Consider the following 13,748-nt stretch of genomic DNA (forward strand, 5'->3'; position numbering starts at 1 on the left):
GTCGGGGGGTGTCCGCCCGCAGCGGTTGGCGCGTCAACACCGGTGAGTCGGTGAGCGACCGATTCCGCGCCGTTCCGAGGACGGACACCCCCCGACACGGCCCCGACCCCCAACAAACCGCCAGGCGCAACGCGCACCCCAACTCACTCGCACAGGCGCCGCAGGCACCCGCGCCCGCCCCTCAGCGAGCCCCCGTGAAGTGCTCCCCCGCCAGCGACCGCACCACATCCAGGTCCCGCGCGATCAACGCGTCCAACAAGGCCGCGTGTTCCGCCGCGTCAGCCACCAGCTCGGCCCGCTTCCGCGAGGCGGGCGCGCCGACCAAAGGCCACTGGGCGCGGCGGTGGAGGTCCTCGGCGATCTGGACCAGCTGTTCGTTGCCCGACAGCGCGAGCACCGCACGGTGGAAGGCCCGGTCGGACTCCGCGTAGGTCGCCGGGCACCCTGAGGACGCCGCGCGTACGGTCGCCTCGGCGAGGGGCCGCATCTCGGCCCAGCGTTCGACCGGCACCGTACACGCAAGGCGCATCATCACGGGGACTTCGATCAGGGCCCGGATCTCGGCGAGTTCGGCCAGCTCGCGCATGCCCCGCTCGACCACCCGGAACCCGCGGTTGGGAACGACCTCGACGGCGCCCTCCAGCGCGAGCTGCTGCATCGCCTCCCGGACGGGCGTCGCGGAGACCCCGAAGCGCTCGCCGAGCGCGGGGGCGGAGTAGACCTCGCCGGGCCTGAGTTCGCCGGCGACCAGCGCGGTGCGCAGGGCGTCGAGGATCTGCCCGCGCACGGAGGACCGCTGGATGGCGGGGCGGGGCCGCGGGATGGGCGTCTCGCTGTGGGTGTGTTCACCGCGGGCGGCCCCTGGGACGGCGGCACCCCACTCCCGGTTCACGTCCGCGGCCCGGGCCTGCGGCGGCACACGGACGGCGTCCGCGGGAACGCCGGGGAACCCGGGGACACCCGTCTCGGCGGAGCCCTGCGCGCCCTGCTTCACGGGTCCTCCTCCGGACGTGTCGGTACTTGGGGTCATTACGGCGGGTTGTTACTCGCCCGTCAAGCAGATTAGGGCATAACCCGACAGTTCCCATGACGAGGACCTTGGGTAAGGTAAGCCTTACCTCTAAGCGCACCCCGAATCGATGGTCCCGGATGCCCACTCCGCTGCCGGCCCTGCCGCCCGCCCCACCGCCGCTCGCCGCACCCACGCTCGCCGCGCCCGCGCCCCCCACCCCCCGCTCGGCCGTCGCAGACGCTTACGCACACGTCACCAGGGTCTTTCCGGGATGGACAGTCACGGAACTCCACCCCGGCGAGCAGCCCCCTCGCGGCGACGGCTGGGTCGCCGCCACCGAGCTCGCGCAGGCCGGCCCCGGCCTCGAAGGGTTCCTGGCCTGGGACGAGGCACAGGTGGTGCGGGACCACGGCCGCCCCGGCCGCCCGGACGTGATCGCCAGCTTCGGTCTGCACCGGTACGCCTGGCCCGCCTGCCTCCTGATCACCGCACCGTGGTTCCTGCACCGCCGGGTCCCGCGCTTCCCCGTGACGCATGTCTCGTACGACCGCACCCGGGGCCCCATGTCCTTCGCCGTACGCCCCGGCCCCTTCGCCTGTCTGCCGGACGACCCGGCGGCAGCGCTGCCCGGCGCCCGGGTGGTCCCCGACGAGGAGGCACTGCGGGCCGAGGTGCGGGCGGCGGTCGCCGAGCACATGGAACCGGTGCTGGCCGGGTTCGGACCGCGGATGCGACGTCGCGGCCGCGCCCTGTGGGGCATGGTGACGGACGAGATCGTCGAGGGCCTCTGGTACGTCGCCGAACTGTTCGGCGAGAGCGAGCAGCGACGGGCCGAGCACGAACTGGAACTGCTCCTGCCGGGATCGACCAGGCCGTACGTCGGCTCCGCGGCCTTCCGCCGGCTGACCGGACCGAACGGCGAGTCGCTGCCGACCCGGGACCGGGCGAGCTGCTGCATGTTCTACACACTGGAGCCCGAGGACACCTGCGCCACCTGTCCGCGCACCTGCGACGCGGACCGTGTCGCCAAGCTGACGGCTCTCGGCTCGAGTTGAGGGACCCTCAGGTCGGGCCGGAATCACGCGTCCCGTAAGATCACTCGCGACTGAGACGCCCCCCGGTTACAGGCACTTCACATTTTCCTCACCGGTCGCAGGAACTTTCCGTGGAACCACCCGTACGGGTAGTCTTATTCGAACTCAACTCCCGCCCCTCAAGCGGCAGTTCGAGCAGAAAGCCGCCCTGGGCATCCCCTTGCACTTCCTTGGCGGCCTCTTGCCCCGAAAACGCCTGAGGGCCGTTGGGATTGGGCCACTATGGCGGGCGTTACGCCCTATCCCAATGCAAGGGACCCCAGATGAGACTGACCGACATATCGCTGAACTGGTTGCTTCCGGGCGCCGTACTGCTCCTGGGCATGCTGGCGGCGGTTGCGGTGCTCGCGCGTGGCAAGCGCACCTCGGGGAAGGACGCGCGCGCGGACGACTCGTGGGAGCGCAGCGAGGAGCGCCGCAGGCGCAAGGAGGCCATATACGGCACCGCCTCCTACGTGCTGCTCTTCTGCTGTGCGGCGGTCGCCGCCGCCCTCTCCTTCCACGGCCTCGTCGGCTTCGGCCAGCAGAACCTCAACCTGTCCGGCGGCTGGGAGTACCTGGTCCCGTTCGGCCTGGACGGCGCGGCGATGTTCTGCTCCGTGCTCGCGGTGCGCGAGGCCAGCCACGGTGACGCGGCGCTCGGCTCCCGGATACTCGTGTGGACGTTCGCGGGTGCCGCGGCCTGGTTCAACTGGGTGCACGCGCCCAGGGGTTTCGGCCACGACGGCGCACCGCAGTTCTTCTCCGGCATGTCCCTGTCGGCGGCCGTACTGTTCGACCGCGCGCTGAAGCAGACCCGCCGGGCCGCTCTGCGCGAGCAGGGCCTGGTGCCGCGTCCGCTGCCGCAGATCCGTGTCGTCCGCTGGCTGCGGGCGCCCCGTGAGACGTACAAGGCGTGGTCGCTGATGCTTCTGGAGAACGTGCGCAGCCTGGACGAGGCGGTCGACGAGGTCCGCGAGGACCAGCGGGAGAAGGAAGCGGCCCGACTTCGCCGGCGCGGCGAGCAGCGGGTGGAGCGCGCGCAGCTCAAGGCGATCAGCCGGGGCCACCGCGGTTTCGTCGGCCGGGGCCGGCAGTTGGAGGCGCAGGCGACCCTGGAGCGTGGTCCGTCGGACCGGACGACCGCGGAGCCTGCCATATCGCCGGAGCAACTGCCTCCCGCACGCCAGCGGCCCTCCCTGCAGCCCGTCCGCAGCGGATCTGACCCCATCACCGTCGATCTCACCGCGGAGGACGACACAATGGCCCTGCCGCGTCTCGACTCCCTCGAGCGCAAGCTCAAGGACCTGGAGCAGCAGTTCGGCTAGAGGCAAACGGGTTTCACGGGACGGGGTGCGGCTCGCAGGAGCCGCACCCCGTCCCGTTTCCGTTCCCGTGACGGTTCAGGCGACGCCCGCGTCCAGCTCGAACCACACCGCCTTACCCACCCCGTGCACCCGTACGCCCCACGCGTCCGCGAGGGACTGCACGAGGAGCAGGCCCCGGCCGTGCGTACCGTCGTCGGCGTTCGGTACGCGCAGTCTGGGTCTGCGGGAGACGAAGTCCCGCACCTCCACCCGCAGACCACGCGGTCCGACGGTGGCCGTCAGCAGCGCGTCGTGGTCGGTGTGGATGATCGCGTTGGTGACGATTTCACTGGTCAGCAGTTCCGCGACCTCGGCCCGTCCGGGCCTGCCCCAGTGCCGTAACAGCTCGCGCAGTGCTCTGCGCGCCTCGGGCACCGCCCCCAGGTCCGCCCGCCCGAGTCGGCGTTTGAGCTGCGGTGCCGGCGCCTCTTCCGTGACGCTGTCGGCCTTGTCCTCCACTGTGTCCGCCGAGAAGGCCCCTCCTGCCATGGGACCGCCTCCTCGTACCTGCCTCTTCATGACCCCCGCCCGCGTGCCGATGTCGGTTCCCCTCCTGCTCGAACACGTTCACGAGGATCCATGCCCCCCTGGGACTCGCGACAGTCATGTCGAATCGTCAACGACCAGGTGTTCGGCCATCGTTGCTGCCCACTTGAGGCCCTTGTGCGCCTCTCCGCCGCCACGGGTACGGAGCTACGGACGGGCAGGGAATCCTGGACCGTGCCCCATGAGCCGCCGGGGAGCCGTCGTGCACGACGACCGAAGGCTGGTGGAAGCCCGCCTGCAACTGCCCTGCGAGTTCGTGCGGCCTGCCCGGTACAGGCGCGCGTGCCGCTGCTCCTGCCCGTGTGGCACGCACCGGGCGACCCGGTGCCGGTGGACCAGGCCTTGAGCCCGCCTACGAGCTCTTCACGACCGGCACGGTGTGGGCGAGGCGGTGCGTCTGCTCCTGGAGGCGGCCGCCAACCCGCCGTCCTGCGAAGTTTCGAGCCTGGGCACCCCGGTGACGTCCTGACCGCGGGCGATGGGCCCATCTGACGATTCCGTGCTGCCGACCTCGTCGTACTCGACGAACCGATGTGGCAGTTGGTACTCGACGTCGAGGTGCTGTCGGAGCTGCTGCACGAGCTTGCCCATGGACCGGCCCGGCGCCACGAGGCGCCACCTGCTCTCGTCGACCGGGCACGCCCCCGTCGACTCGGTATGGCTGTGGCCGCAGTGCGAGACGGTGCGCGAGGCCTCGCGCACCTTCGCCGACGTCACCGCGCCGGCCCCCGACCACCGGCGCGGGTGTTCGCCTGCTCGCGGGCCGTCAGGCACACGGCCGCCTTCCCGCAGCTCGCGAAACTGGCCGGAATCCACTGGTCCCTCCCGCAGAAGCCTCCGGACTCTCGACCGGTGGTGGTGCGGGGGCCGCCCGCCCGACCCCCGTGCGGGAGGGCGGCCCCGGATTCCGCGGCAGTCGCGCGGTCAGTAGAGCTTGTTCACGGCGGTCGTGGTCGTCTTCTTGAATGCCTTCACCGGCGCGTCACCGAGGTCCCCCAACTGCGACCACTCCACGACGGTGACGGTCCGGCCGTCGCGCCCGACGGAGAGGAGCCGGACGTCCGAGGCACCCCATGACGTGACGGTGTGCAGGCCGTGGACACGGGCGCCCTCCTCGACGGGCAGCGTTCCGTAGCCCTTGTACGTGGCCTCGGTCTCCGGATCGGCCTGTTCGATGCGCGTCGCGCAGGAGCGGATCTCCTTGTTCAGGCGCGTGGCGAGCGCCTTGGCCTTGGCGGTGCTGCCGACGACGACGGTGAGCTGCCGGGCGCTCGTGTCGAGGTCGGTGTGGAAGGGGCGATACCGCGAGTCGTAGGCGAGGAGCGCCTCCTCCAGACAGAGCCGCAGCTCGTCCGGGACGCCGTCGGTGACCTTGCCGGCGGTCCACGAGGACGTGGGGTGCGGCGGGAGGTCGGCGGCGGCGAGGAACTTGGGCGAGGCGGCGGTCTTCGTCGCCGCGGCGTTCGTCGTGGCGACCGGCGCCGGCTGGGCGTCGGCCTGTACGGCGAGTGCGGCGCCGAGCGTGACGCCCGTGATGGACAGTACGGTGAGCGCGCCGGCTCGGATGCGCTTGGGCATGGGTGTCCCCCGTGAACGAGTGCATGGGTGTGGGATGTGCCGCGCGACGCCGGATGGTCGGTCCGGCGGTCGTCGGTGCGACACCAAGAGCATCAGCGGTCACGGCGGGCGGGCGCAACAGGGGACACCCGATTCACCAGAGTGGAACCGTCCCAGCCCGTCTGACGTGCAGGTACATGGAGTGCCTGGGATACGGATCCGGGGCGGACGGGGGAACGGTGTCGGCACCACAGGACGACGTCGGCGAGTTCGCGGCGCTGCTGACGCGGCTGAAGGAGCGGACGGACCGCAGTTACGGTTCGCTGGCCCGCCGCCTGAACATGAACACCTCCACGCTGCACCGCTACTGCGCCGGTGAGGCGGTCCCCCAGGACTTCGCTCCCGTGGAGCGGTTCGCGGCCCTGTGCGGGGCGTCGGCGGCGGAACGGCTGGAGCTGCACCGGCTGTGGCTGGTCGCGGTGGCGGCACGGCAACGGCCGCGGGCCGGACACGCGGTGTCCGAGGCAGCCGACGCCGCGGAGACAGAGACGACGACGGAGGCGGAGACAAAAACGGAGGCGGTGCCGTCCGCGTCAGCAGGGGGTGCGGCGATCGACACGGCGTCGTCGGACGGTGACGCCTGGCGCCCCGCGCCGGAGTCGGCCGACGGCGCGGGCCGCGAGCCCGTGCCCCCGGTGGGCGCAGTCCCCGCTCCCGCGCCCCGCCCCTGGTACCGCCGTCGACGCACCTTGGTGTCCGCGGCCGTCGCGGCGGTACTCCTCGTCACACTGGGCAGTCTGTCGGCCATGCCGTCCGGTTCACCGGAGGGGGACGACCCCTCACGGTCCTCTCGCGACCTGCCCCGTACGACCGCACGGAGTATCCCGGGCAGCCCCTCGGACACGTCGCCGAGCCCCTCCGTCACCACCGGGTCCCCCTCGGCCGACGGCCCCACGTCGAAGCCCTCCGGAAAGCCGTCCGAGAGCCACAGTCCCTCGGGAAGCCACGAGCAGGACGGCGGGGGCGTCCCCGCCGTCCCCCTCACCTGGACCGCCGACTCCCAGGTCTGGGCGCAGGGCTGCGGCCACGACTACGTCATCGACAAGCAGCCCCAGCAGGTCCCCCCGCCTCCCGCCCCGCAGGACGCCGGCACCTGGGCGGGCACCCAGAACGCGGTGCACGGGCACGACACGAACGTACGGATCTCGGTGCAGGGGCGGACCTCCACGGCCGTGATCCTGGAGGCGCTGCGGGTACGGGTCGTCGGACGCACCGACCCGGCCCCCGGCACCGCCTACTCCATGGACCAGGGCTGCGGCGGAGCCGTCACCCCCCGCTACTTCGACGTCGACCTGGACATCGACCGCCCCATCGCCCGCCCCGTCGAGGGCAACGACACGGGTACGCCGATCCCGGCGATGCGCCTGCCGTACCGTGTCTCCGCCGAGGACCCCGAGGTCCTGCTCGTCACCGCTCGCACCGAAGGCTGCGACTGCCGCTGGTACCTGGAACTGGACTGGGCCTCGCAGGGCCGTACCGGCACCGTCCGCATCGACGACGGCGGCCGGCCGTTCCGCACGAGCTCCATCGAAGGGCTGCCGCGCTACTGGTACGACGTCTCGCGCCAGTGGGTGGCGAGGACCGACTGAGGGTCTGAGTGTCAGGCCTCCCAGACGGCGGCGGCCGTACGGTCGTCCGCGTACCCCTTGACCCTGACCTGGGCGTCGGCGAGGAACTCGGCGAGACCGGGCGGGGTGGGCCCGGACCAGCGGCCGGTGAGATACCCGCACAGTTCGGGTTCGCCGCGCAGCGGCTCGGCGAGGCCGTCGGTGCACATCAGGAGCGTGTCCCCCGGTCGGGCCACCGAGGCGCGGAAACGGAAGGGTTCGCGGGGCGGCTCGGGGGCGGGTTCGTACGGGCTCGGGGGTGTCGGGATGCCGAGGTCCATGGTGAGCCGGTCGCCCTCGGGGGTCTCGGCGGGCAGTGACCCGAAGCCGACGACCGGCTCGCCGGGGACGTCGAAGACCCGCGGTTCGATGTCCTGCCACTCGCCGCCGCGCAGCCGGAACAGCCCGCCCGCGCCCACTCCGAAGAAGACGCGCGTACGGCACTCGGGGTCGGCGGGCAGGAGCAGGCAGCGCAGGGCGGCGGCGTACTCCTCCGGTTCGATGCCCTGCTCGGCCGCGCTGGCGCGGAGTTTGCCGAGGCTGCGGTCGGTGAGACGGTGCAGACCCGACTTCAGGTCGCCGCGCCGGCCCGCCCTTATGTCCTCGGCAAGCCTGACGTGGCTACGGCCCACGGCCCGCCCGATCCAGTGACACGCCTCGGCGGCCGCCCGGTGCGCACCCGGCGTGGCCCGCGCGCCGGTCGCCATCGCGACCAGCACCAGCGCGTGCTCTCCCGACCCGAAGCGTGCGGTGAGCAGGGAATCCCGCCGCGGCTCCCCCCGGTACCGCGCGGAGTCCCCCCGCACCGAGGCCGCCCGCAGCGTGGACGAGCCGTACCGGGCCCCGTCCAGCACGGTGTCCGCGACCAGGTCGTCGAGATCGTCCGGGTCCGCCGGGGGCAGCACGGTGGGTTCGGCCTCGTAGGTGGGAGGCCCGGAGCCGACGTAGCCGACGGGCTTGGGCAGCGGGAGGGGGAGGTCGACCCGGGTGGCGGTCCGAAGTGTTCGCGGGTCGCCGGGGCCGGCCTGGGGGGACGTGTCGGTACGGCCGCCCTGGGCGTCGGCGTCATCCGGCACCGGGGCGGATGCGGGTACGGCGTCCTCGACTGCGCGGGGCGGCTCCCAGGGCGCGCGCCGCGGCACGGAACCGACGGGGCGCGAAGTGGCGGCGGCATCTCTCCCGGCGGGCGCTCCCCGTAGCGCGTCCCGCTCCGGCTCGTCGTCGACGGCCCGCGCTTCGGCCTCGGTGTCCCGCGCGGGCGGGGCCGTGGGCGGCGGTGGGCCGAAGGGGGGCGGGGGCGGAGGGGGTGCGGACGGGGGCGGGGGTGTGTCCGGGGGCGGAGGTGTGTCCGGGGGCATCAGCGGGGCGGGGGCGGCTGGGGTGCCGGGTTCCGGGGAGGTGCCGCCACCCGTCGCGGCGGCTGTACGGCCGGGAGGCGGCTGTTGCTCAGGGGCCGGCGGCGGTTGCTCAGGGACCGCACGGCCCCCGGGAGGCGGCCGCTCGGCGAATCCCGGGGGCCTCTGTCCGGGCGGGAAGGTCACGGGCCCCGGAGGCCGGTCGGGCGGCGGCTCCCAAGGGGCCCGCAGCCCGGCGAATCCCGCCCGCCGCGGGGCGTCCACCACCCCCATGCCACCCGCTCGCGGCGCGGGAACCCCGACGCCGGGGGCACCGGCGGCACCCGACCGGGGCACAGGACCGGCCACGACATCGGCGGCGCCGGACCGGGAGGCGGGGCCTCCGTCTGCTGGAACACCGGCAGGACCGGGACGTGAATCGGTGACTCCGCCCTCCACGACCCCGGCACCACCGGAACGCGGACCGGCAACCCCGCCCTCCACGACCCCACCGGAACCGGCGTCACCGGACCCTGTCGCGGGCGTCGCGTCTTCCGTGACCGCGGTGCCGCCGGGACGCTGAGCCGGGATTCCGCCCTCGCCCTCCCCCGGAGTCGCGCCGTGCCCCTCCACCGTCCCCGCCGCCGAAGCGAAGCGGTCGTCCAGGGAGTCGGGCGTGGCTGTGGGGCCCGTGTCCTCGGTGGTGTCGTCGTACAGCTGCCCCCACCAGTCGTCCTCGTGACCGCTGGGCTTTCCCCCCTGCTGGTTCATGCCCCCAATTGTCCACCGCGCGGGCCGTATGAAAACGGGGCATCCGGAAATTCCGGCGGCGCACGGCGCGTCGAACGGCGCGTCGAGTGAGTCGCCGAACGGAAGTACGCCACAAGTGGCTCGGCGGTCCCACAACCCCCGACGCGTCGGCGCACGGCGTGGGCCCGCGCCCTGACCTGCGTCGTCGGTCGGACTCCGGCACCCTGGACAGATGGGAGTGGTGGATCTCCTGCTGGTCGGCCTGGTCATTCTGCTCGGTGTGGGCGGAGTGCTCGTGCCCGGCGTGCCCGGATCGTGGCTGGTGTGGGCCGCGGTCATGTGGTGGGCACTGAAGGATCCCCGGCCGCTCGCCTGGGCCGTCCTGGTGGCCGCCACCGTCGCGCTGCTCCTCTCCCAGGTGGTGCGCTGGGCGCTGCCGCCCCGACGGCTGCGGGCAAGCGACGCCACGGTACGCATGGGGGTCTACGCCGGCGTGGGGGCGTTCGTCGGTTTCTTCCTCATTCCCGTGCTCGGCGCGATCCCCGGCTTCATCGGCGGCATCTACCTGTGCGAACGCCTCCGGCTCGGTCGGCACGGCGAGGCGATGGCGGCTCTGCGTACGGCGATGCGCTCGGGCGGCTCCAGCGTGCTGGCGGAGCTGTTCACCTGCCTGCTGATCATGGGGGCGTGGCTGGGCGCGGTGCTGTGGGGCTGAGCCTGCAGCCCGGCGCCTCGGGCGTCGTAGGTCCCGGGATCCAGGGCGAAGATCCGATGCGCGGGGCGGGCCCGGAGTGTTTGGGTGGCTGCCATGACCGAATTCAGCGAGGCCGAGCGCGCGTACCTCAACTCCCAGCGGCTGGGACGACTGGCCACCGTCGACCCGAACGGCCAGCCCCAGGCGAACCCGGTCGGCTTCCACCCCCGGCCCGACGGGACCATCCTGGTCGGCGGCTACGCGATGGGCCGCACCAAGAAGTGGCGCAACCTCCGGCAGAACCCGAAGGTCGCCCTGGTCGTCGACGACATCGTGAGCCTGAAGCCGTGGAAGGTCCGCGGGATCGACATCCGGGGCGAGGCCGAACTCCTCACGGGTCCGCACGACCTGGGCCCGCACTTCAGCGAGGAGGTCATCCGGGTCCATCCGCGGCGGATCCACAGCTGGGGGCTGGAGGACGACGTCTGAGTCGCCCGGTGGACGCTCAGAGGATGCCTTCGAGAGCGAGGAGCCTCGTCTTGCGCTCCAGCCCGCCCGCGTACCCGGTGAGTGAACCGTCGGCCCCGATCACCCGGTGGCAGGGCCGCAGGATCAGCAGCGGGTTGGCGCCGATCGCGCCGCCGACGGCCCGTACGGCGGCCCGGGAGGCGCCGATGCGGGCGGCGATCTCGCCGTACGTCGTGGTCGCGCCGTAGGGGACGGTGTCGAGGGCGGCCCAGACCCGCTCCCGGAAGACGCTGCCGTCGCCGCGCAATGCCAGCCGGAACTCCTTGAGTTCACCGGCGAAGTACGCGGTGATCTGCTCCTCGGCGGCACGGAAGAGGTCGGGGTCGTGCCGCCAACCCGCCTGGAGGGTACGGCCGTTCTTCTGGCCGGGTACGGAGAGGGAGGTCAGGACGCCGTCCGGGCCGGCGGTGAGGAGGAGTTGCCCGACCGGGCTGTCCAGGGTGGTGTAGTGCGTGTCGGTGCTCATCGGGACTCCGGTCGTCAGCGGTACTGCGGTGGTCATCGGTACTCCAACTCCCCTGCTGCGCGCAGGTGTTGCACGGCATACGAGCGCCAGGGGCGCCAGCTGTCGGGGGTGTCCGGGCCGGGCGGCGCCACGTCCGGGTCTCCCAGGGCGCGGGTACGGATGGTGGCGGCGGTGCGGGCCTCCAGGCCGGGCAGGGCGAGCAGGGCCGCCTCGGCGTCGTCGCGGTCGACACCCGGGTCCAGCCGTAGGACGCCGTCGGCGAGGGCGGTGGTGAGGGCGCCCAGGGTGCCCTCGGGTTCGGCCCCGGCGAGGACGGCCGGTTCAGGGAAGTAGTGGGTGAGGCTGCCGCAGGGGGCGTCCAGCGTCTTGCCGTACCGCTGAACCAGTCGCTCCGCCTCGACCCGGCCCACGAGGGCCCGCACCGCGAGTTCCTCCGGGTCCGCGGCGCCCGGCGACCGCAGTCCCGGCCGCGCGGCGACCAGCGGGGCGAGCCGTGCGTCGGCGGAGAGCCGTTCATCGACGGCGTACGGGTCGGCGTCCAGGTCGAAGAGCCGGCGCAGCCGCTGTACGGCGGTGGTCAGGTCGCGAGGGTCGGCGAGGTGGAGCCGGGCGTCCAGCCAGCCGCCCGGATGGGCGCCGGACGTGGACCTCGCGGCGCCCGGCCGCTCGTCGACGGCGACGATGCCGGTGCCGTGCGGCAGGCGCAGGGTGCGACGGTACGTCCGTCGCCCGCGTGGCCCGCCGACCTCCTCCACGCCGGCCACCGCCTCGGCCGCCAGCAGGTCGAAGACGGCGGTGGACCGGTAGGGGCCCCGGTGGGCGAGCCGCAGCGGGATCCCGGCGGTCGGGGTGGCCGTGCGGCGGGAGGGCCGGCCGCCGTGCGGGGCGGCGGCCCGCAGCTCGCTGGGTGTCGAGGCGTACACGTCCCGCATGGTGTCGTTGAACTGGCGCACGCTGGCGAAGCCGGACGCGAACGCGATCCGGGTGACCGGCAGGCCGGTCGTCTGGAGCAGGACGCGCGCGGTGTGAGCCCGCTGGGCCCGGGCGAGGGCGACGGGTCCGGCGCCGAGTTCGGTGGTGAGCTGGCGCTGGACCTGCCGGGCGCTGTAGCCGAGCCGTGCGGCGAGCCCGGCGACGCCCTCCCGGTCGACGACGCCGTCGCCGATCAGCCGCATCGCCCGGCCCACCACGTCCGCCCGTACGTTCCATGCGGCGGAGCCGGGCACGGCGTCCGGCCGGCACCGCCGGCAGGCCCGGAACCCCGAGCCCTGCGCGGCGGCGGCCGTCGCGAAGAAGCGGACGTTGTGCCGCTTCGGCGTCACCGCCGGGCAGCTGGGCCGGCAGTAGATGCCGGTCGTCTCGACGGCGAAGAAGAACTCGCCGTCGAACCGACCGTCCCGGCTGCGCACCGCTTCGTACCTGGTGTCCTCGTCCATCACGTCATCCAGTGTGAGCCAGGACCAGGGACCGGGCTGGCGGAAATCGGACGTCGAGATGGCCCTCGGGCCGCCCTACGCCCGTCTTCTCATGCCCAGCGCCCCCGCTTCGCCTCCATGGCCGCCTTGCCCTGTGCCCCCTTCCGCTTCCAGTCCCGCTTGATCTCCGCCCGGAGGCGTGCGTCGGTCTTGGCGACGATCCGCTGGTTCTCCCGCATGAGCTTGCGGTAGCTGTCCAGCCGGCGCTCGGGCAGCACACCGTCCTCGATGGCCGCCAGCACCGCGCATCCCGGTTCGCTCTCGTGCGCGCAGTCGTGGAACCGGCAGCGTGCGGCCAGCTCCTCGATCTCGGAGAAGACCTGTCCGACCCCGCTCTCGGCGTCCCACAGCCCGACTCCCCTGAGGCCCGGCGTGTCGATCAGGACCCCGCCGCCGGGCAGGGCGAGCAGGTTGCGGGTGGTCGTGGTGTGCCGGCCCTTGCCGTCCGCGTCCCGGGTGGCCCGTACGTCCATGACGTCCTCGCCCAGCAGCGCGTTGGCGAGCGTCGACTTGCCCGCACCGGACTGGCCGAGCAGCACGGACGTACCGCCGGCGACGACGGCCACCAGGACCTCCAGTCCGGCCCCGTCCAGAGAGCTGACCGGCAGTACCGGCACGCCCGGCGCGGCCGTCTCGACGTCCTGGACGAGATGCCCGAGCGTGACCGGGTCCGGCACGAGGTCCGCCTTGGTCAGCACGACCAGGGGCTGCGCCCCGGACTCCCAGGCCAGGGCGAGGAACCGCTCGATGCGGCCGAGGTCGAGTTCGACGGCCAGCGACACGGCGATGATCGCGTGGTCGACGTTGGCCGCGAGGATCTGCCCCTCGGACCGGTTGGAGGAGGTGGAGCGTACGAAGGCGGTACGGCGTGGCAGATACGTCCGTACGTAGCGCGGGTGGCCGGCGGCGTCGACGGCGACCCAGTCGCCGGTGCAGACGACCCGCATCGGGTCGTGCGGAGTGACGAACGCGGTGTCGGCCCGGACGATCCCGTCGGCGGTGACCACGTCGCACTGCCCGCGGTCGACCCGGATCACCCGTCCGGGCAGCAGCCCCGCGGGCTCGTGGGGGGCGAACTCGTCCGCCCATGTCTCGTCCCAGCCGTAGGGAGCGAGCGCGGAGGAGGCAGAAGACGTGGTGAAAGCGGATGAAGCTGCGCTGGAAGTCAAGGGAAACCCTTCACAAGGGCGGCCCCGGCACGCGCGTCACGGACGCGCGGAGTGTTGAGGAGTCGTGTCAGCCGGCGGCCACGGAGGTGGACTTGATGAACTTCTGGATG

13 protein-coding genes are annotated in these 13,748 nt (G+C 73.1%); 5 read left to right on the forward strand and 8 right to left on the reverse strand.

Going from position 1 to position 13,748, the window contains the following annotated elements:
* Window positions 1–181: 181 nt before the first annotated feature.
* Window positions 182–994 (reverse strand): GntR family transcriptional regulator, encoded by an 813-nt coding sequence (locus ACFWWR_RS02800; RefSeq protein WP_384301601.1) that lies wholly within the window; start codon window positions 992–994, stop codon window positions 182–184.
* 155 nt (window positions 995–1,149) lie between these two features.
* Here ACFWWR_RS02800 and ACFWWR_RS02805 point away from each other — a divergent pair, with 155 nt between their 5' ends.
* Both ACFWWR_RS02805 and ACFWWR_RS02810 read left to right on the forward strand, forming a co-directional pair.
* Window positions 1,150–2,067, forward strand: a complete 918-nt coding sequence (locus tag ACFWWR_RS02805) for a (2Fe-2S)-binding protein (RefSeq protein WP_383856932.1) — start codon at window positions 1,150–1,152, stop codon at window positions 2,065–2,067.
* Window positions 2,068–2,369: 302 nt separating this feature from the next.
* Window positions 2,370–3,413: a DUF2637 domain-containing protein gene (locus ACFWWR_RS02810; protein ID WP_383856935.1), complete on the forward strand. Its 1,044-nt coding sequence runs from the start codon at window positions 2,370–2,372 to the stop codon at window positions 3,411–3,413.
* Between the two features lie 75 nt (window positions 3,414–3,488).
* Here ACFWWR_RS02810 and ACFWWR_RS02815 read toward each other — a convergent pair whose 3' ends face one another.
* The 3 genes from ACFWWR_RS02815 to ACFWWR_RS02825 all read right to left on the reverse strand — a co-directional run bounded on the left by ACFWWR_RS02815 (window position 3,489) and on the right by ACFWWR_RS02825 (window position 5,576).
* Entirely contained in the window at window positions 3,489–3,941 is a 453-nt protein-coding gene (locus ACFWWR_RS02815) for an ATP-binding protein (RefSeq protein ID WP_383856939.1), read from the reverse strand.
* 420 nt (window positions 3,942–4,361) lie between these two features.
* Window positions 4,362–4,772, reverse strand: coding sequence for a hypothetical protein (locus ACFWWR_RS02820; protein WP_384301603.1), 411 nt, complete (start codon window positions 4,770–4,772; stop codon window positions 4,362–4,364).
* 150 nt (window positions 4,773–4,922) lie between these two features.
* Entirely contained in the window at window positions 4,923–5,576 is a 654-nt protein-coding gene (locus ACFWWR_RS02825) for a hypothetical protein (protein WP_383856945.1), read from the reverse strand.
* Between the two features lie 176 nt (window positions 5,577–5,752).
* On the opposite strand from ACFWWR_RS02825, the gene ACFWWR_RS02830 reads away from it, so the two are divergent.
* The gene (locus ACFWWR_RS02830; RefSeq protein WP_384301605.1) at window positions 5,753–7,204 is read left to right on the forward strand and encodes a helix-turn-helix domain-containing protein; all 1,452 of its coding nucleotides are present in this window, start codon (window positions 5,753–5,755) and stop codon (window positions 7,202–7,204) included.
* A gap of 11 nt (window positions 7,205–7,215) precedes the next feature.
* On the opposite strand, the gene ACFWWR_RS02835 is transcribed toward ACFWWR_RS02830, so the two are convergent.
* Complete coding sequence (locus ACFWWR_RS02835; protein WP_383856951.1) at window positions 7,216–9,327, reverse strand: protein phosphatase 2C domain-containing protein; 2,112 nt, start codon at window positions 9,325–9,327, stop codon at window positions 7,216–7,218.
* A 211-nt stretch (window positions 9,328–9,538) separates the two neighbouring features.
* On the opposite strand from ACFWWR_RS02835, the gene ACFWWR_RS02840 reads away from it, so the two are divergent.
* Window positions 9,539–10,021 (forward strand): DUF456 domain-containing protein, encoded by a 483-nt coding sequence (locus ACFWWR_RS02840; protein ID WP_383856953.1) that lies wholly within the window; start codon window positions 9,539–9,541, stop codon window positions 10,019–10,021.
* Window positions 10,022–10,114: 93 nt separating this feature from the next.
* Window positions 10,115–10,489, forward strand: a complete 375-nt coding sequence (locus ACFWWR_RS02845) for a PPOX class F420-dependent oxidoreductase (RefSeq protein WP_383856956.1) — start codon at window positions 10,115–10,117, stop codon at window positions 10,487–10,489.
* Between the two features lie 16 nt (window positions 10,490–10,505).
* Here ACFWWR_RS02845 and ACFWWR_RS02850 read toward each other — a convergent pair whose 3' ends face one another.
* The 3 genes from ACFWWR_RS02850 to rsgA all read right to left on the reverse strand — a co-directional run bounded on the left by ACFWWR_RS02850 (window position 10,506) and on the right by rsgA (window position 13,638).
* Window positions 10,506–11,030 (reverse strand): methylated-DNA--[protein]-cysteine S-methyltransferase, encoded by a 525-nt coding sequence (locus ACFWWR_RS02850; RefSeq protein ID WP_383856958.1) that lies wholly within the window; start codon window positions 11,028–11,030, stop codon window positions 10,506–10,508.
* Window positions 11,027–12,430, reverse strand: coding sequence for a DNA-3-methyladenine glycosylase 2 family protein (locus tag ACFWWR_RS02855; RefSeq protein WP_383857760.1), 1,404 nt, complete (start codon window positions 12,428–12,430; stop codon window positions 11,027–11,029). Before ACFWWR_RS02855 ends, ACFWWR_RS02850 begins: the two co-directional genes overlap by 4 nt.
* 89 nt (window positions 12,431–12,519) lie before the next feature.
* Window positions 12,520–13,638: a ribosome small subunit-dependent GTPase A gene (gene rsgA, locus ACFWWR_RS02860; protein ID WP_383856961.1), complete on the reverse strand. Its 1,119-nt coding sequence runs from the start codon at window positions 13,636–13,638 to the stop codon at window positions 12,520–12,522.
* Window positions 13,639–13,748 lie beyond the last annotated feature (110 nt).

Origin of the sequence: Streptomyces sp. NPDC058678 (assembly GCF_042714835.1) — a bacterium.
Taxonomy (GTDB): domain Bacteria; phylum Actinomycetota; class Actinomycetes; order Streptomycetales; family Streptomycetaceae; genus Streptomyces.

Coding starts and splice junctions, on each gene's coding strand:
- ACFWWR_RS02845 (WP_383856956.1), top strand. CDS start 10,115: ATGACCGAATTCAGCGAGGCCGAGCGCGCGTACCTCAACTCCCAGCGG.
- ACFWWR_RS02850 (WP_383856958.1), bottom strand. CDS start 11,030: ATGACCACCGCAGTACCGCTGACGACCGGAGTCCCGATGAGCACCGAC.
- ACFWWR_RS02840 (WP_383856953.1), top strand. CDS start 9,539: ATGGGAGTGGTGGATCTCCTGCTGGTCGGCCTGGTCATTCTGCTCGGT.
- ACFWWR_RS02855 (WP_383857760.1), bottom strand. CDS start 12,430: ATGGACGAGGACACCAGGTACGAAGCGGTGCGCAGCCGGGACGGTCGG.
- ACFWWR_RS02825 (WP_383856945.1), bottom strand. CDS start 5,576: ATGCCCAAGCGCATCCGAGCCGGCGCGCTCACCGTACTGTCCATCACG.
- ACFWWR_RS02815 (WP_383856939.1), bottom strand. CDS start 3,941: ATGGCAGGAGGGGCCTTCTCGGCGGACACAGTGGAGGACAAGGCCGAC.
- ACFWWR_RS02810 (WP_383856935.1), top strand. CDS start 2,370: ATGAGACTGACCGACATATCGCTGAACTGGTTGCTTCCGGGCGCCGTA.
- ACFWWR_RS02805 (WP_383856932.1), top strand. CDS start 1,150: ATGCCCACTCCGCTGCCGGCCCTGCCGCCCGCCCCACCGCCGCTCGCC.
- ACFWWR_RS02830 (WP_384301605.1), top strand. CDS start 5,753: ATGGAGTGCCTGGGATACGGATCCGGGGCGGACGGGGGAACGGTGTCG.
- ACFWWR_RS02835 (WP_383856951.1), bottom strand. CDS start 9,327: ATGAACCAGCAGGGGGGAAAGCCCAGCGGTCACGAGGACGACTGGTGG.